Source organism: Citrobacter sp. Cpo015, assembly GCF_030333035.1.
GTDB lineage: Bacteria > Pseudomonadota > Gammaproteobacteria > Enterobacterales > Enterobacteriaceae > Citrobacter > Citrobacter portucalensis.
The window spans coordinates 32,116-51,340 of the sequence record NZ_JAOWGS010000032.1 but is presented as its reverse complement, the minus strand read 5'-3'; the positions used below and the strand labels follow the sequence as shown (position 1 = coordinate 51,340).

Below are 19,225 nucleotides of genomic sequence, written 5' to 3'. Positions count from 1 at the left end.
TGGCATCACGGTTTCACGTCACGCTGGCGGGAATGTAATAAAACAGATCGTCAATTTTTGCGGTGCTCATCACCCGACAGAATGACCGTTTTCATTACTCCCGTCACCCAGACGGTAAGCCAGCGCCACCACTAGCGACTGCACAAGGCACAGCGTCGCAGACTGGGATCGAAACGCGTCAACCTGCGCCTCTTTCACCACAAAGCAGAGATCGCTGAACGTGGCCAGCGGGCTTATCTGGCTGTCGGTAATCACGATCTGGCGCGCGCCGGCATTGGCCGCAGTTTCGCTGACCATCAGCGTTTCTTCCGCATAAGGCGAGAAGCTAATCGACACCACGATATCGTGCGCTTTGATGCGGTTAATCTGCTCGCGCAGCATTCCGCCCATTCCGTCGAGCAAAATAGGACGACACTCAAGATGGCTCAGGGCGTAGGTGAGATAGGCCGCTACGCTAAACGAACGACGCAGACCTGCAATGTAAATGGTGTCGGCTTCTGCCAGCAATTGTACGGCGCGTTCCAGCATTTCAGGTTCGGCACGGGCTGCCAGCTGCTGGAGCGCCTGGGTATTCGAACGGGCGAACTCCTGCAGGATATCGAGCGGGGTTTCCGGTACGGCTTCGCTTTCCATCTCACGGAACATGCGCGCGCGGTCGCTGTAGCTGGCGGTTTCCTCTACCAGGTTCATACGAAACAGCTGTTTCATTTCGTTGAAGCCGGTGAAGTCAAAGGCGTTGGCGAAGCGGATAAGCGTAGAGGGTGGCACTCCGGCACGTTCAGCAATGACGGCAACCGTATCAAAGGCCACGCTATTGGTATTATCCAGCACATAGCGGGACACCTGCTGCAGCCTCTTACTCAGGCTATCGTAGCGATCGCGGATTTGCTGCTGCAGCTCGTTCAGGCTGGTTGCTGTTGTCATTTTACCTCCTGGTACATAGTTTTATGATTCTAAACGCAAAACCGCGTCTTTGAAATGTCACTCATTCATCTGGCTGTAAAAACGAAACAAAAGCTTCAGGCTTGTCGTCCGCTGAAACGTTATGCCAGTGCACGCTAATCATGCGATTCCGCTTGTTAACATAAAAACCCATCCTTGATCACATTAATCATTATTTATTTTATTTCAACTTAAAATGGAATGTTTGTTTCATATATAGTACACAGATAACAGTGTTCAGGTAACAGTCACGTATCAACAGCGAGAGGTTAAGGATGGAGACAGTAGCGAATTTTATCCACGGCGAATGTGTCACCGGTTCAGGCCAGCGCGTTCAGGCAATCTTCAACCCGGCCACCGGCGAGCAGATCCGCCAGGTGGTGATGAGTACGACACAGGAAACCGAGCAGGCCATTGCGGCAGCGCACGACGCATTCCCCGGTTGGGCGCGCCATTCTCCGTTAAAACGTGCGCGAGTGATGTTCCGCTTTAAGGCGCTGTTGGAAGAAAACATGGAGAGGCTGGCTCGCATCATCAGCGAAGAGCATGGCAAGGTATTCTCTGACGCAGTTGGTGAACTGACCCGCGGCCTGGAAGTGGTGGAGTTTGCCTGTGGCATCCCACATCTGCAAAAGGGCGAACACTCAGCCAACGTAGGTACCGGCGTCGATAGCCATTCGCTGATGCAACCGCTCGGGGTTTGCGTCGGGATCACGCCGTTTAACTTTCCGGCAATGGTACCGATGTGGATGTTCCCCATCGCGCTGGCAACCGGGAATACTTTCGTGCTGAAACCCTCAGAAAAAGACCCTTCTCTCGCCCTGGCACTGGCGAAACTGCTGCAAGAAGCCGGATTGCCGGACGGCGTGTTCAACGTCGTGCAGGGGGACAAAGAGTCCGTTGACGTGCTGTTAACTGACCCGCGCGTGCAGGCCGTGAGTTTTGTCGGCTCTACGCCGATTGCGGAATACATTTATCAGACGGCATCCGCCCACGGTAAGCGTTGCCAGGCGTTAGGTGGCGCTAAAAATCACTGCATTTTAATGCCGGATGCCGACATGGATATGGCAACCAACGCCATTATGGGGGCCGCTTACGGCGCGGCGGGTGAACGCTGCATGGCGCTTTCGGTCGTGTTGGCGGTAGGAGACAAAACGGCAGATGAGCTGTGCTCGCGACTGGAAAAACAGATTGCGGCGCTGCGTGTCGGGCCTGGTCTTGACCAGACACCGGAAAATGAAATGGGGCCGCTTATCTCCTCTGTACATCGTAATAAAGTGCTCGGTTATATCGACAGTGGGGAATCGCAGGGGGCCAGCCTGCGCGTGGATGGTCGACGTTTTAGCGTTAAAGGCCATGAGCAGGGTTATTTTGTCGGGCCGACCCTGTTTGATAACGTCACGCCGGAGATGACCATCTATAAAGAAGAGATTTTTGGACCGGTGCTTTCTGTGGTGCGCGTAGCAGATTACAGCAGCGCGGTGGAACTGATTAACCGTCATGAATATGGTAATGGCACGGCAATTTTCACACGTGACGGCGGCTGTGCGCGTCGCTTCTGCGAAGAAGTGCAGGCGGGCATGGTGGGCGTAAACGTGCCAATTCCGGTGCCGATGGCGTTCCACAGTTTTGGCGGCTGGAAGCGGTCTATTTTTGGTGCGCTGAACGTTCATGGTAACGATGGCGTGCGCTTCTACACCCGGATGAAAACCGTCACCGCACGCTGGCCGGAGATGCTGCAGGACACAGGGGCCGCGTTCTCCATGCCAACGCTGGGCTGACAGGAGGGTTTATGAAAACCGAACGTATGACCATGGCTCAGGCGCTGGTCAAATTCCTTAATCAACAATATATCTGTGTCGATGGCGTGGAAACGCCCTTTGTCGAGGGCGTCGCCACCATCTTTGGTCACGGTAACGTGCTTGGCATTGGCCAGGCGCTGGAGCAGGCACCCGGTCATTTGCAGGTGATGCAGGGATGTAATGAACAGGGAATTGCGCACATGGCGACCGGGTTCGCCAAACAGCATCGGCGCCAGCGTATTTTTGCCGTGACGTCATCGGTTGGGCCGGGAGCGGCAAACATGGTGACCGCAGCGGCAACCGCGACGGCGAATCGTATTCCGCTGCTGCTGTTGCCTGGCGATGTCTACGCCAGTCGTCAGCCGGACCCGGTATTGCAGCAAATTGAGCAATACCATGATCTTGGCATCAGTACCAACGACTGCTTCTGCCCGGTCTCGCGTTACTGGGACCGGATTAACCGCCCGGAGCAGTTAATGAGCGCGATGCTAAACGCGATGCGAACGCTTACTGACCCCGCAGATACTGGTGCCGTAACTATTTGCCTGCCACAGGATGTGCAGGGGGAAGCCTGGGACTATCCGCAGAGCTTCTTTGCGCGCCGCGTTCATTTGATCGAACGTCGACCACCCGACCCGCAGCGTCTGGCAATGGCGCGGGCGCTGATTGCCCGCAAACGCCGTCCGCTGGTGGTATGCGGCGGCGGGGTACGATATTCCGGCGCGCATGAGGCGTTTCGTACGTTTGTTGAAACGCTGCAACTGCCGTTTGCCGAAACTCAGGCCGGAAAGGGATCGCTGGTTAGTGACCACCCACTTAACCTCGGAGGCATTGGGGTAACTGGAGGGATGGCAGCTAATCAGCTCGCACCGCAAGCCGATCTGGTGATCGGCATTGGTACGCGCCTCACCGACTTTACCACCGGTTCGAAAGCGCTGTTTTCTCATCCGGAGGTTGAGTTCCTGCTGCTGAACGTGGCGGAGTTTGACGCACTGAAGCTTGATGCCACTGCGCTTATCGCCGACGCCCGTACCGGGCTTACGGCATTAACTGAAACACTGAAAGACTACCGCAGCGATTGGGGGAAGGAGGTCGCGCAGGCGCAAGAGGCCTGGCGCGATGAGTGCCAACGTTTATGGGAGCGCGACTGGCGTCCCGATGACAAACCCGAAGTGGCTGGGCATCTTGACGCTCAGCTGGCTGAATATGGCGACACGCTAAACACCCGGTTGACCCAGACGAAGGTGCTGGGGCTTATCAATCAGCACATTGAAGATAACGCTATCGTCGTAGGGGCCGCCGGATCGCTACCTGGCGATTTACAGCGTATCTGGCAGGTCAAAACCCCGGACAGCTATCACCTGGAATACGGTTACTCCTGTATGGGCTATGAGATTGCGGCTGCTATTGGAGCCAGGCTGGCGAAGCCGCAGCAGCCGGTATATGCCATGGTGGGGGATGGCTCGTACATGATGCTGCATTCCGAGCTACAAACCGCCGTCCAGGAGGGGATAAAAGTCACTATCCTGCTGTTTGATAACGCCAGCTTCGGGTGTATTAACAACCTGCAGATGGGGCATGGGATGGGGAGCTTCGGTACGGAAAACCGTCACCGTAATCCGCAAACCGGACGGTTGGATGGGCCATTGGTGAAGGTCGATTTTGCTAAAAACGCGGAAAGCTACGGCTGTCGGGCATGGCGTGTACATGACGAGCAAAGCCTGCTGTCGGCGCTGGAAGCCTCGCGTGCGCATTCGGGGCCTGTGCTGCTGGATATCAAAGTTCTGCCGAAAACCATGACCCACGACTATGCCTCCTGGTGGCGCACTGGCGATGCGCAGGTGGCAGAATCTCCGTCGGTGCGAAAAGCGGCTGAGCAGACGTTTGAGCAGGTGAAAAACGCACGTCAGTACTAAAAGCGATTAATGCCGGATGGCGCTGCGCTTATTCGGCCTACAGCGGATTCTACCCCCAGTCCGGATAAGTCGTTAGCGCTGTCATCCGGTAACCTGCGACAACGAAATTTTCATTTCATTTTTCCTTTCTCTTCATCCATCGCCTCCTTCCTGAACGGAAGGGGGCCAATTCCTGCATCTTTCCTGTTGTTATGTTGTGATATTGATAACAGATTTTATCTCACTCATCTCAAAAGTGTTAACTTGAACCCAAAAACATAATTTTCACTATTTATAAAAATGAAATAAATGTTTTATTTAAAGGGTCGTTAGTTCATCGCATTCACCAACACCGGGAGCCGTTATGTTTAACATTGCTTTACTGGGCGCTGGCCGAATTGGCCAGGTACATGCAGCTAACATTGCCAGTCACAGTGCCACTACCCTCTGGTCCGTCGTCGACCCGAATCAGGAATTTGCCACCCGTCTTGCCACACAGTACCAGGCTCGTTTGCAAAGCCTGGATGAGGCGATGACGGACCCTAACGTTCACGCCGTGCTGATTGCCTCCGCGACCGATACCCACGCGGATCTGATTGAAATGGCCGCCCGCCACGGCAAAGCCATCTTCTGTGAAAAGCCGGTCCACCTGGATCTGGCCCGTGTACGCGACTGCCTGAAAGTAGTCAAAGAGTACGACGTACCGTTGTTTATCGGTTTCAACCGCCGCTTCGATCCACAGTTTCGCCGTGTGAAAACTGACGCACTGGCCGGGCGTATCGGAAAGCCGGAATCGCTGCTGATCATCTCCCGCGACCCGTCGCCGCCGCCTGCGGAATACGTGCGTGTGTCCGGCGGTATGTTCCGTGATATGACCATCCACGATTTTGATATGGCGCGCTTTATCATGGGCGAAGAGCCGGTTTCGGTGTATGCCCAGGGCAGCAATCTGGTGGATCCGGCGATTGGTGAAGCGGGCGATATCGATACCGCGTTCATCGTACTGAAATATGCCTCCGGCGCGATGGCGACCATCGTCAACAGCCGCCGTTCTTCTTACGGATACGATCAGCGCCTTGAGCTGCACGGCTCTGAAGGGCTGCTGTGCGCGGGCAACATTCTCGAAAATCAGGTGCAACACTACGCGAAGACCGGCAGCACCAGCGCGTTACCTGAACATTTCTTCCTGCAGCGTTATAAATCGGCCTATGCCGCGGAATGGGAACACTTTGTTGCGGTACTGCGCGGCGAAGCGGTCCCTGATTGCAGCGGGGATGATGGCGAGCGTGCGCTGTATCTGGCGGATAAAGCGCTGGAGTCACTGCATAGCCAACGTGAAGTTCTCCTCTGATTGTCACCACAACCTACCCTACACAGAGAGGCATAATAATGAAAAAACTGATCTTAGCTGTCCTCATCGCCATGACATCCGGGGCAGCCATTGCTGAAAATGAGCAAATTGTTTTCAGTACGCCAAACCTGGCGATGCCATTTGAAGTTCACATGCAGCGCACGGCGGTGAAAGCCGCAAAAGAGATGGGCGTGAATTTACAGGTCCTGGACGGGCAGGGTAGCTCGCCAAAACAGGTCGCTGACCTGGAAAACGCCATAACTCGTGGCGCACAGGGCTTTATTGTTTCACCGAACGATGTCAACGCGGTGTCCAGCGCGGTAGATGAAATTCAGGATGCGAAACTGCCCGTTGTTACCCTCGACCGCTCCGTTGACAGCCAGAAAAAAGTGCCGCACTTCGGCGCGAACAACTACAAGGGCGGTCAGGCGATTGGCGACTTTGTCAAAACCAAATTCCCTGACGGGGCAGACATTATTCTGCTGACCGGCCAGCCAGGCTCCTCCTCCAACATTGAACGTACTAAAGGCATTCGCGACAGCCTGAAGGCGGGTGGTGAAAAGTACAAGATCGTTGCCGATCAGACCGGTAACTGGATGCGTTCTGAAGGGATGCGCATTGTCGAAAGCGTTCTGCCTTCGTTGCCGAAGCGTCCGCAGGTGATCCTCTCCGCTAACGACGATATGGCGTTGGGCGCGATTGAAGCGTTACAGGGACAAGGACTGAAACCGGGTGAAGTTCTGGTCACGGGCTTCGATGCCGTGCCGGAAGCACTGGCGCGTGTGCGCGACGGCTGGCTGGCAGTGACGGCGGATCAGCGTCCTGGCTTTGCGGTGAAAACGGCCATGAGCCAGTTGGTGAATAACGTCCGTGAGAAGACTGCGATCACCGGGGCTGACTACCCGCCAACGCTTATCACCAAAGAGAACCTGCAGCAGGCCGAGCGTATTAGTGAGGCCGGTAACTGATATGTCCGCAGCCGCCGCGCAAGTGGCGGCTCTCTATGAGGAGGAGCAGACCGATGTCGCAACCCTTACTGAAAGTGACCGACCTGGCGAAAAGCTTTTCCGGCGTTTGGGCGCTGAGCAGCGCACAGCTGACCGTCGGAGCAGGCGAAATTCATGCGCTGTTAGGTGAGAACGGTGCCGGAAAATCGACCCTGCTGAAAGCGCTGGCGGGCGCACAGCCGCAAACACGCGGGGATATTTGGTTCAACGGCGAAACATTGCCGGTAGAAGACTCTCCGGTTGAGCGGCAGAACAAGGGCATTATCACGATTTATCAGGAATTTAATCTGCTGCCCAATATGACCGTCGCCGAGAATATGTTTCTCGGACGCGAACCGCGTAAACGCAATCTGATTGTTGACGAAAAGGCGGTAAATCAGGAAGCGCAGGTGATTCTGGATTACCTGCAACTGAACGTTGCGCCAACCACGGCCGTGGCCCGACTGAGCGTGGCGCAGCAGCAAATGGTGGAAATTGCGCGGGCGCTGACGCTGAACGCAAAGCTGATCATTATGGATGAACCTTCCGCCGCGCTGAGCGACAGCGAAGTAGAAAGCCTGCATCGTGTGGTGCGGGAACTTAAAGGGCGTGGCGTGAGCATTATCTACGTCACCCATCGCCTGCATGAAGTTTTTCAACTCTGCGATCAGTTCACCGTTTTCCAGGATGGACGATTCACCGGGAATGGCGCGGTTGCACAGACCACCGTAGAACAGCTGATCCGCCTGATGGTGGGGCGCGATGTGGCCTTTAATCGCCGTCCGGCCAGCGAAACTCACCATGAAGATAAACCTGTGCGTCTGGCGGTGAAGGGGCTTAGTCGCGAAAAACCGCCGCTGGATCCGCACGGTATCGCGCTGCACGACATTAGCTTCCACGTGCATGCTGGCGAAGTGTTAGGCATTGCCGGACTGGTGGGGGCCGGGCGCACCGAAGTGGCCCGCTGCCTGTTTGGCGCCGACGGTTTTACTTCCGGTAGCTTTGAACTTGATGGCGTGCCATATCAGCCGCGCGATCCGCTGTTTGCGCTGGATCAGGGGCTGGCGCTGGTACCGGAAGATCGTAAAAAAGAGGGCGCGGTGCTTGGGCTGTCGATCCGCGACAACCTGTCGCTCTCCAGCCTCTCGTCACTGCTGCACTGGCGCTGGTTCGTGAATACCCGCAAAGAGGATGCCCTTATCGAGTCATACCGCCAGGCGCTGCAGATCAAAATGGTCAACAGCGCGCAGGAGGTGCGCAAGCTCTCCGGTGGGAACCAGCAAAAAGTGATCCTCGCGCGCTGCATGGCGCTTAATCCTCGGGTGTTGATCGTGGATGAACCAACGCGCGGCATCGATGTTGGCACCAAATCAGAAGTCCATCAGGTGCTGTTTGATATGGCGAAAAAGGGCGTGGCGGTGATCGTGATCTCCTCCGATCTGCCGGAAGTCATGGCGGTTTCCGATCGGATCATCACGTTAAGTGAAGGCCGGGTGACTGGCGAGATCCACGGCGACGACGCTAATGAAGAGCGGCTAATGACGATGATGGCCATCAACCATAACGCCCTGAATGCGGCATAACGGAGTGATTCATGACGCAGATTATTTCTAAAACGCAGGTTCCTGCCAAACGCGGCGGACGTCTTGATCCCATTGCCTTTTTTGAGCGCTTTGGGGTACTGATTTTCATGATCCTGCTGCTGATTTTCTTTCAGTTGCAGAACAGCAATTTTCTTTCTGAACGCAATATTTTCAACATTCTGACCGAAGTCTCCATCTACGGGATCATGGCGGTGGGGATGACGTTTGTCATTCTGACCGCCGGGATCGATCTGTCGGTGGGCTCCATCCTGGCGGTCTGCGCCATGACCGCCGCGTATGTGATTAAGGGCGACAACTTCACCACCGTCGACCCGAATGCCTGGGGTGGCATGAGCTGGCTGATTGGCCTTGGTATCTGTATGGCGATGGGCACCGCGATTGGTTTTCTGCATGGCCTCGGCGTGACCCGCCTGCGTCTGCCGCCGTTTATCGTCACCCTCGGCGGGATGACGATCTGGCGCGGCCTGACGCTGGTGATTAACGACGGCGCACCAATTGCCGGTTTCGACGCGGGATACCGCTGGTGGGGACGCGGCGAACTGCTCGGTATCTCCATTCCAATCTGGATATTCGCGCTGGTGGCGGTAGGCGGTTATCTGGCGCTGCATAAAACCCGCTGGGGGCGCTTCGTGTACGCCATCGGCGGCAACCCGGAGGCGGCGCGTCTGGCTGGGGTTAACGTGAAGCGCGTGCTGGTGAGCGTCTACGTGTTAATTGGCTGTCTGGCAGGGCTGGCGGGCTTCATTCTCAGCGCGCGGTTGGGCAGTGCAGAAGCGGTTGCCGGGATCTCGTTTGAGCTGCGCGTTATCGCCTCGGTGGTCATTGGCGGTACCTCACTGATGGGCGGCTACGGGCGTATTGGCGGCACCATTATCGGCTCGATCATCATGGGCATCCTGATTAACGGTCTAGTGCTGATGAACGTCTCGGCTTACTACCAACAAATTATTACCGGCTTAATTATCGTTCTGGCGGTGGCGTTCGATACCTACGCCAAGAGCCGTCGCGGCGCATTGTGAGGATCATGATGAAAGAAGTTCGTATTGGATTGATTGGCACCGGGTATATCGGCAAGGCGCATGCCATCGCCTATGCCCAGGCCCCGACGGTGTTTAACCTGCGCGGCAAGCTGGTGCGCGAAATGGTGGCGGAAGTCTCTCCAGAGCTGGCCGCCGAGCGGGCGCAGGCGTTTGGCTTCAATCGCTCAACCGGAGACTGGCGTGCGCTGGTGGCTGACCCGGCCATTGATGTCGTGGATATCTGTTCTCCTAATCATCTGCACAAAGAGATGGCGCTGGAAGCGATTCGCCATGGCAAGCATGTGTATTCAGAAAAGCCGTTGGCGCTGAACGCCCACGACGCACGTGAAATGGTTGAGGCTGCACAGCGGGCAGGAGTGAAAACGCTGGTGGGGTTCAACTATATGAAGAACCCAACGGCGCAGCTGGCGAAAGAGATCATTGAGCGCGGAGAAATTGGTGAGGTGATCCATTTCTACGGCACCCACAACGAAGACTACATGGCCGATCCGCTTGCGCCGATCCACTGGCATTGTTTTAAAGAGACCGCCGGACTTGGTGCGCTTGGCGATCTGGCGGCGCATATCGTCAATATGGCGCAGTACCTGGTTGGGGATATTAAGCAGGTCTGCGGCGACCTGAAGATCGTGGTGCCACAGCGTCCGGCGAAAGTCGGTTCCTCGCAAATGGTGACGGTAGAAAACGAAGATCAGGCCCACGCGATGGTGCGCTTTGCGGGCGGTGCGCAAGGGGTGATTGAAACCTCGCGCGTTGCCTGTGGCCGCAAGATGGGGTTGTCGTATGTGATTACCGGGACCAAAGGAACCATCAGTTTTACTCAGGAGCGCATGGCTGAGCTGAAGCTCTATCTGCATGACGATCCGGTCAACCGCCAGGGGTTTCGCACTTTACTGGTTGGCCCGGCGCACCCGGACTACGGCGCGTTTTGCATGGGAGCCGGGCATGGTATCGGCTTTAACGACCAGAAAACAGTAGAAGTACGCGACCTGGTGGACGGCATTGCCGCCGATGCACCGATGTGGCCGGACTTTGAAGAGGGCTGGAAGGTGTCGCGCGTGCTTGACGCTATCGCACTCTCGCACCAGGAAGGCCGCTGGCTGAACGTGAACGACATTGTCTGAAGAGGTATCAACGTGGAAAAGCAGTTTGATGTGATATGCATGGGCCGCGTGGCGGTTGACCTCTACAGTCAGCAAATTGGCGCGCGCCTGGAAGATGTGTCGAGCTTTGCCAAATATCTTGGTGGTTCGTCCGGCAACGTGGCTTACGGCACGGCACGCCAGGGACTGCGTTCTTCAATGCTGGCGCGGGTTGGCGACGAACATATGGGCCGTTTCCTGCGTGAAGAATTAAACCAGGTAGGCTGCGATACCAGCCATCTGATCACTGATAAAGACCGCCTGACGGCGCTGGTGCTACTCGGCATTAAAGACCGGGACACCTTCCCACTGATTTTTTACCGTGATAACTGCGCGGATATGGCGATTACCGCCAGCGATGTTGATGAACAGTACATCGCTTCTGCTCGTTGTCTTGCCATCACCGGGACGCATCTTTCTCATCCGCAAACCCGCGAGGCGGTGTTGACGGCGCTCACTTACGCCCGGCGTCACGGCGTGCGTACGGCGCTGGATATCGACTATCGCCCGGTGCTGTGGGGACTTACTTCCTTAGGCGACGGCGAAACACGTTTTATCGCCGCCGATCAGGTCACCCGCCAGTTGCAGGAGGTGCTGCATCTTTTTGATGTAATTGTCGGCACTGAGGAGGAATTTCATATCGCGGGCGGCAGTACCGATACGCTGCAGGCGCTGTCGCAGGTTCGCGGCGTGAGTCACGCGACGCTGGTCTGCAAGCGCGGTGCGCTTGGCAGTTCGGTGTATACCGACGCGATCCCGGCCCGGCTGGACGATGGCCTGACGGTCACCGGCGTACGCGTAGAGGTGCTGAACGTGCTGGGGGCGGGGGATGCGTTTATGTCCGGCCTGCTGCGCGGCTATCTTAACGATGAAGGGTGGGAACAGGCGTGCCGCTATGCAAATGCCTGCGGCGCGCTGGTGGTATCACGTCACGGCTGTGCGCCGGCGATGCCGAGCAAAGTTGAGCTTGATGATTATCTTTCCCGCGCTGCAGAGGTTCCACGTCCGGATCTCGATCCGCATCTCAACCATTTACATCGCGTGACGACTCGCCGCCGCACATGGCCGGAACTGTGCGTGATGGCCTTTGATCACCGTAGCCAACTGGAAGAGATGGCGTTGCAGTGCGGCGCGTCTTTGAAGCGTATTCCGGCATTGAAACAGCTTATTTTGCAGGCCAGCCGTGAAGCGGCCAACAGCGCCGGGCTGGAGGGCAAGGCCGGGCTGCTGTGCGATGGTACGTTTGGTCAGGATGCGCTGAATGCGATAACCGGAGAGGGCTGGTGGATAGGTCGCCCTATCGAACTGCCGGGGTCGCGCCCGCTGGAGATGGAACACGGCAATATAGGCTCGCAGCTCATTAGTTGGCCGCAGGAACATGTGGTGAAGTGTCTGGTCTTTTTCCATCCGGAAGATGCCCACGCGTTGCGTCTGGAACAAGAACAAAAAATCGCTGAGGTGTACCGCGCCTGTTGCCAGTCCGGTCATGAGCTGCTGCTGGAGGTGATTTTACCGGCCAGTATGCCGCGCAGTGATGAACTGTATTTGCGCGCCATTTCCCGTTTCTACAACTTAGGGATCTACCCCGACTGGTGGAAACTCCCACCGCTGACTTCTGCTGGCTGGACGGCGTTGAGTGACATTATCGAACGGCGCGATCCGCACTGCCGTGGCGTGGTGATCCTGGGCCTGGACGCTCCGGCAGAGCAACTGCGTGCTGATTTTAAAGCGGCTGCGGGTCATGGGGTGGTGAAAGGTTTTGCCGTGGGACGCACGCTGTTCGGCGACGCTTCCCGCGCGTGGTTGAAACACGATATTGACGATGCGCAGCTGGTGGCGCGCATTAAAGATAACTACCTGCAGCTTATCGCCTGGTGGCGCGAGCGCGGACAAGCATAATTCAGGAGAAGATGATGACGGTACAATTAGGTATTAATCCACTGACATGGACGAATGACGATCTTCCTTCACTGGGCGCTGAGACGTCGCTTGATACGTGTCTGAGCGAGGGCAAAGAGGCTGGATTTGCTGGTTTCGAACTGGGCAACAAATTCCCGCGTGAGGCGCGACTGCTCGGCCCCATTTTGCAGCGCCACGACCTGCAACTGGTTTCCGGCTGGTACTCCGGACGTCTGCTGGAACGCAGCGTGGAGGAGGAGATTGCCGCTGTGCAATCGCACCTGACGTTACTGCGCGAACTGGGAGCGAAGGTGCTGGTCTTTGCCGAAGTCAGTGGCTGCATTCACGGCGAGCAGCAGACGCCGGTACATCTGCGTCCGCGCTTCCCGCAAGAGCGCTGGCAAGAGTACGGTGAAAAACTCACCGAGTTTGCGCGCTACACCCAGCAGCAGGGGGTACAGATTGCCTATCACCACCACATGGGAACGGTGATTGAATCTGCTGAAGATGTGGATAATCTGATGACGAATACCGGTGATGAAGTTGGCTTGTTGCTCGACACCGGGCATTTGACCTTTGCGGGTGCCGATCCGTTGGCTGTGGCGCAGCGCTGGGCATCACGTATCAACCATGTTCACTGCAAAGACGTACGTGCCGACGTGCTGGCGGATGTCAAAAACCGCAAAACCAGCTTCCTTGATGCGGTGCTGAGCGGCGTCTTTACCGTGCCGGGAGATGGCTGCGTTGACTATCCGCCAATCATGGCATTGCTGAAGGCGAACCAGTATCAGGGGTGGCTGGTGGTGGAGGCGGAGCAGGATCCAGCCATCGCGCATCCGCTGACGTATGCGCGTCTGGGCTATAACAACCTTAGCCGTCTGGCGCGGGATGCCGGGCTTATCTGAGGAGGTGATATGTCACGTTTATTATCACGCTGGCAGCAGCCGGACGAGCAAGGGTGTACGCAGTCAGTAACGCCGGAAAGCGCCGGTTGGGGATATGTTGGCTTTAGAGCGTATGAACTGGAGGAAGGGCAGCAGCTTACGCTGCCCGCCGTCAGCGAAGAACGTTGTCTGGTATTGGTTGCCGGACGCGCGACCGTCACCACGCCGGGCGCAACTTTTACGGATATCGGTGAGCGGATGAGCCCGTTTGAACGCATCAAACCGTGGGCGGTTTATGTCACTGCTGGTGAAACCATACAGGTTCAGGCGGTGACCAGACTGGAGCTGGCGGTCTGCGCTGCACCGGGGAAAGGCACGCACCCAACACGGCTGATCGCACCTAAGGATATCGACGGGGAAGCGCGCGGCAAAGGTCACAACCAGCGCTACGTGCACAACATCTTACCGGAAGATAAACCCGCAGATAGCCTGCTGGTGGTGGAGGTGTGGACCAACGAAGGTTGTACCAGTTCTTACCCAAGCCATAAGCATGACACCGATAATCCCCCGCAGGAAACCTATCTGGAGGAGACTTACTACCATCGCCTCAACCCGCCGCAGGGATTCTGTATGCAACGGGTGTACACCGACGACCGGTCGCTTGACGAGTGTATGGCAGTCTATAACCGCGACGTGGTGATGGTGCCGAAAGGGTATCACCCGGTGGCAACCCTGGCGGGATATGACAGTTACTACCTTAACGTGATGGCCGGCCCGGTTCGCAAATGGATGTTTACCTGGGAAGATGAACATGCGTGGATTAACAGGGATTATCCGGTTGATAAGTAAGGTCATGAATGGCTTTGTTAAAAGTGAGTCGTTTTTTTCCCTCCTTTTGATGAGTAAAAGGGGGAGGAATGGGATGACGGTTGGCGCTATTTAAGTGCTCATTATTCTCATAGCTCGCCTGGCCATGAGAATAATGCAAGCGTCGATATATTTGAGGTTATGGCAGTAGCCGGGGTGCTCTCGAAAACACCCCGGCTATCTTTTACTGAGGGCTAATTAGAAATGATATTTCAGTCCTAACGTTGCCGAGCTGTTGTTATAACCGTTGTCTCCCATCTGGACGCCCACATTACCCCACAGATTTAAATCTGGTGTAATCTGGCCTTCGACACCCAGTTTAATCTCTCCCAGATTGCGTGCACCTTCCTGGCTGATGCTAACGTCGTCCATTTTAGTGCTAAAACTGCGTGTATTATGGAGCCAGTTAGCTTCAATAAATGGCTGGAATTCGCGGCCTTTGCCCTCATCCATTTTATTAAAGCTTTTCAGGTAGGCTCTGGCTCCAAGACGGGTTTGAATATTACCGTTACCATTCATCTCGATACGCGTTCCGTTAGCTTCCCGATGGTCATCAGATTTGACCCCCATCCAGGTAACCTGCGCTTGCGGTTGAACATACCACTCATTAACGGTTCCTTTGCTGCCAGAGAATTCGCCAACTTTAAAGGTATATCCCGTTTCAACAGAAGCTGTCAGACCTTTGGATTTATAGGACTCAGAAGCCAGTCCTTCACCTTTGACATGGTTGTCAAACCATCCATATTGTGCCCAACCGTCGAGGTACAGGCCTTTATGGTCGGTGTTATCGGCAAACCATGTTGCATAAAGGCCAGTGCTATAGCCATTGACGCTACCTCGCGAGGTGTAACCCGTTGCTGATGAGCGGGTCTGATTATTGTCATGACCATACCCGGCCATGATCCCGAGACGCCAGCTATCATGCCCGTTGGTTGAGCCCTGCGCGATATCGCTGCCGAGCTGCATCACATAGCGATTACTTTGAGTACGTAATTGGCTGCTACCGTCATACCAACTTTGGTGGCCACCTGCCTGACGCATCCACATACCGGTGGTTTTCATCTCTCCGGTTGACACATCTGTGTACTGAGCTTTGCCCGAGCGATCGTGTAACTGCATGTTAAACATGGTGTTTACGGCAGCATGGTTCGCGGTATAGGTCCCTCCTTCCGGGCGAAGCATATGCTCTGTGGGCGAAACCGGTTTTTCGGGTTTTTCAGGCTTATTCAACTGACTGGTCAGATACCAGTGATTATTGTTAGCCCCCTGACCTCGAACCAATGAATAATCATACGCGCCCGCAGTGATACGCCCGCTCTGAGTAAAATCACCATCAGAACGGCCATCAACATGAATAAGCTCAATCCCCTCCAGAGTTTGTGAACCCTGGCCTCCTGCATTGGTGACACTTACTTGAGTATTGCCAGTGGTATCACCTTTTACAATAAGCTTATCGGTGACCGAACGGTCGTCCCCCAGAACCGTATCAAAATTAATAACACCATTGCCGCCGTGGTAATTTCCTTCAACAATCAGCTGATTGCCTGCGGACTGTCCAATATTCCCTAAAGATATCGCACCCTGGTTGGTGAGATCTCCGCCAACAGTAAAGTGGCCTGATGCTCCATTTCCGGCAACAAACAGTCCGGCATTATGGATACTGCCTAGTACCGTTCCCGCACCTGAAAGCATACCGGCAGAAGATATATTGACCTGCTGGCTCGCTAAGGTAACAGGTGCATCCTCCTGACCCAGCATCAGACCCCCTTGTTGAATATCAGTGGTGCCGGTATAGGTGGAATCTGCAGTCAGAGTGATAGTGCCCTGACCCTGCTTGATGACATTACCGCTGCCATCGACCTGGTTTTGCATGGTCCAGTCATCCAAGCTGTTAAGGATCATGTCACCCTGATTATGAATGGTCGCCTCCCCCAGATGTTCGGCGGCTGACGCCACTAATTGTGTGTTTTTATCCAGGTTAAGCTGGCCGCTAAATCCACTGTTATCCCCCTCAAGAGCGACGTTAGATTCGCTGAATGAAACTTCACCCTTACCGCTAAGGTTGTTGGACAAGTGTCCCTCAACGGCATTGAGATTGAGGTGGCCATCGGAAATAATCTCCCCGGTCCCCAATCCCTGAACATTATCCAGAGTGACCTCTGCGCCGGAAGCGATGGTCGTTGTTGCGCTTAAGGACGCATTATTGCCCTTCACGCTAAAGACACCGTTATCTATATTCAGATTACCGCTGCCGACCAATGCTCCTGCGGATGTTCCGCCGTTAGAAATCGTCAGGCTACCGCCATTAATATTCAGAACTGATCCCACCGCGCTGGTTAGCTGCCCAATCGTCTGGCTATGCCCATTCATATCCAAAACGGTCTCTTCTGCCATCTGCAGACCAGCTGTATGGCCCAGTACATTATCATTGAGCATCAGTAGATTACCGCTGCGCAAATCGGTCAGACCGGTGTAATCATTATTCAAACCTGACAGTGAAACTGTGTGGCCTTTCTGGCTGTCGAGCGCCAGATCCCCGGAGCCGGTCAGGCGGGAACTCAATTCCGCAGCCGCTCCGGTTTTTCCGTTGGCGTTCAGGATCAATGCATTCTGACCCTGTCCTTGTAATTCAATCTGTGTCAGACCGTAGCCCACATAAAGGCCGTCATGATTTTGCCCACTGGTCAGGCGATAGTCATACGTTCCCTTTGCTACAACCTGTCCGTCCTGGCTGATGTCATGCTGAACAGCATCTGTTATCGCGTTACCGTTCAGATCCTGTAGTTGCAGGTTTCCGGCATCTCCTGTTACAACGGTTGCTGAATTGGTGGAAACCAGCTTAATTTCCGCATTGGCGTCTTCCTGCTCCATTAAGGAGAGACCGGTATCAATACCCTGAGATATGGCGTCCACTACGCCCACAGGATTCACCTGGACAGCACCAGACCCAGTCAGGTCTAACTGATCTTTAACATTCACCATTTTGTCGGTTTGGTGTATGCCGGGGGTAATGTTACAAAACTCAATGGTACCGCCAGAAAAGGCCAGGCTTCCAATGGACTGTGTGCCAGTGCCCAGTGAAATTTCACTTCCTTTTCCTGCAATCAGCCCTGCTTTTGCAAGAGCATCGGTGTTGGTTCCCTGCAGGTTGAATGTCGTATTCTGTAACGCCAGTGCACCAGTGAACCCAGAGGTCGCTGTGCTATTTTTAAAAGAGAAAGCGTGATTTCCCGTATCGACACTCAGGATGCCGGACCCAGAAATCTTGTGGTTAAACAACCAGTCGCTGGTGCTATTGAGCTGCAGTTTCCCGGCAACGGATAACCCGGCAGAGCCCAGGTTTTTCTGATCGGACACGGTCGCAACGGCACCCGATTCAACATTGATCTTGCCTTTAAAGGCGCTGTTATCACCCATTAACGCCACATTTCCGGCGCCGACGGAGATAATACCGTTCCCCGTAATCTTATTGGTGAACTCCATGTCATCTTGAGCGTTCAGCAAGAGTTTGCCGCTATTGCTAATATCAGCGGTTCCCAGGTTCTGCGTAACCCCAAGGGTGGCATTCTTGGCAATTTTTACTTTGCCGCTAAATTTTGAGTTATCTCCGGACAAAAACGTTGTGCCATTAAGCGCATTGATATTACCCAGCCCCTCACTGCCGCTTGATATATCAGCTGTTATATTGGCGTTATCACTGGTGTGGTTCAGTGTTATTTTTTTATTGTCCGTACTAGCCCAAACGAATTCTATTTTCTTGGCGTCAATAATCCCAGCAGCTTTAGCTTTCTCTCCTTCTTGAGCGCCTAATGCTAATTCTGAGTTCGTACTCAAACTAATTTCTGGAGCAGAGATTTTACCCATATCAGATACCACTAAAGTGGTATTTGAGTCTTGGTTAAAATACCCCAGACTTAATTTCTCACTGGCGTTAATTTCTCCCTTGTTATTAACCGACAGGAATTGATCGCCACCGTAGCTCTTGAAAACACCCATGAAGAATGTTTGAGTATTTACCTGGCTACCTTCGCCGCTAATGTTTCCCCTTTCATAGGTAAGACGACTGGTCCCTTTAACATGAATCTTACCGCCATCAGACACGTTAAAATAACCGCCAGTTCGCCAGTTGTCTGATGCGCTGTCATATAAGTCGTCAGCATAGAGTTCGCTGCCTGCATTGGACACGTTAAGATAACCCGTACCTCTCAGCAGAACGTTTAGCTCACCATTGATACGCACTGTTCCTTGGGTAATATCCAGCCCACCACCTGATGTGAAGGTCAGGCGGGGGCGAGAGTCCGGCGCATTAATCACCAGGTTGGCGTTATCTTTTACATTGATATGGTAATTAATGGAGTGACTGTTTTGGCCAAAATCAATGGTGTTATCTGTGATGACATCAATATCATCAGCAAAAGCCATTGATGAGCATAGCGCTACAGCACCGGCTAATAACGCCCTGGACTTTTTTTTCGTGTTCTTCCTTCCCAGTTCGGAGCACACACACCAGCAATTACGGACTTTACTCCATTTTATTTGATATATTTTGTTCATAAACTCTCCGCAAAATAATCATAATAAAAATTTAACACTTTTGGGGTGAAATATTTATCGGGATACATTTTTGAGAGTGAAAATGTAGATCTCCGAATTGATGAGATATGTCACGTGTCATTAATGTGATGTAAACATCGATACCGGATACTCGATTCAAGTCTCCCTACGTAATTTGTCACGTGATAAATTAATTTTGATAATATAGCCATCTGGTTGGAAATATTTTACCTGAGGTTTTGTCGATATTTCCAGCCCCTTT

General features: G+C 54.3%; 12 protein-coding genes. 10 read left to right on the top strand and 2 right to left on the bottom strand.

What is annotated here, in order from left to right:
• Nucleotides 1–69: 69 nt before the first annotated feature.
• On the bottom strand, nt 70–924 hold the full coding sequence (locus OGY67_RS12765; protein WP_008785563.1) for a MurR/RpiR family transcriptional regulator: 855 nt from the start codon (nt 922–924) through the stop codon (nt 70–72).
• Between the two features lie 293 nt (nt 925–1,217).
• On the opposite strand from OGY67_RS12765, the gene OGY67_RS12760 reads away from it, so the two are divergent.
• The 10 genes from OGY67_RS12760 (at nt 1,218) to iolB (ending at nt 14,391) form a co-directional block, all read left to right on the top strand.
• Complete coding sequence (locus OGY67_RS12760; protein ID WP_003839780.1) at nt 1,218–2,723, top strand: CoA-acylating methylmalonate-semialdehyde dehydrogenase; 1,506 nt, start codon at nt 1,218–1,220, stop codon at nt 2,721–2,723.
• 11 nt (nt 2,724–2,734) lie between these two features.
• A complete protein-coding gene (iolD, locus tag OGY67_RS12755; protein ID WP_286574027.1) occupies nt 2,735–4,660 on the top strand; it encodes a 3D-(3,5/4)-trihydroxycyclohexane-1,2-dione acylhydrolase (decyclizing) in 1,926 nt (641 codons plus the stop codon).
• 343 nt (nt 4,661–5,003) lie between these two features.
• Nucleotides 5,004–5,990: an inositol 2-dehydrogenase gene (gene iolG, locus OGY67_RS12750; protein ID WP_286574026.1), complete on the top strand. Its 987-nt coding sequence runs from the start codon at nt 5,004–5,006 to the stop codon at nt 5,988–5,990.
• Nucleotides 5,991–6,028: 38 nt separating this feature from the next.
• On the top strand, nt 6,029–6,958 hold the full coding sequence (locus OGY67_RS12745; protein ID WP_003839787.1) for a sugar ABC transporter substrate-binding protein: 930 nt from the start codon (nt 6,029–6,031) through the stop codon (nt 6,956–6,958).
• 53 nt (nt 6,959–7,011) lie between these two features.
• A complete protein-coding gene (locus tag OGY67_RS12740; protein ID WP_003839789.1) occupies nt 7,012–8,559 on the top strand; it encodes a sugar ABC transporter ATP-binding protein in 1,548 nt (515 codons plus the stop codon).
• An 11-nt stretch (nt 8,560–8,570) separates the two neighbouring features.
• Entirely contained in the window at nt 8,571–9,599 is a 1,029-nt protein-coding gene (locus OGY67_RS12735; RefSeq protein WP_003826102.1) for an ABC transporter permease, read from the top strand.
• A gap of 8 nt (nt 9,600–9,607) precedes the next feature.
• Complete coding sequence (locus OGY67_RS12730) at nt 9,608–10,741, top strand: Gfo/Idh/MocA family protein (RefSeq protein ID WP_048236587.1); 1,134 nt, start codon at nt 9,608–9,610, stop codon at nt 10,739–10,741.
• Nucleotides 10,742–10,753: 12 nt separating this feature from the next.
• The gene (locus tag OGY67_RS12725) at nt 10,754–12,658 is read left to right on the top strand and encodes a bifunctional 5-dehydro-2-deoxygluconokinase/5-dehydro-2-deoxyphosphogluconate aldolase (RefSeq protein WP_286574025.1); all 1,905 of its coding nucleotides are present in this window, start codon (nt 10,754–10,756) and stop codon (nt 12,656–12,658) included.
• Between the two features lie 14 nt (nt 12,659–12,672).
• Nucleotides 12,673–13,563, top strand: coding sequence for a myo-inosose-2 dehydratase (iolE, locus tag OGY67_RS12720; RefSeq protein ID WP_060683363.1), 891 nt, complete (start codon nt 12,673–12,675; stop codon nt 13,561–13,563).
• Between the two features lie 9 nt (nt 13,564–13,572).
• On the top strand, nt 13,573–14,391 hold the full coding sequence (iolB, locus tag OGY67_RS12715; protein ID WP_153752437.1) for a 5-deoxy-glucuronate isomerase: 819 nt from the start codon (nt 13,573–13,575) through the stop codon (nt 14,389–14,391).
• Nucleotides 14,392–14,607: 216 nt separating this feature from the next.
• On the opposite strand, the gene OGY67_RS12710 is transcribed toward iolB, so the two are convergent.
• The gene (locus OGY67_RS12710) at nt 14,608–18,963 is read right to left on the bottom strand and encodes an autotransporter outer membrane beta-barrel domain-containing protein (RefSeq protein ID WP_286574024.1); all 4,356 of its coding nucleotides are present in this window, start codon (nt 18,961–18,963) and stop codon (nt 14,608–14,610) included.
• Nucleotides 18,964–19,225 lie beyond the last annotated feature (262 nt).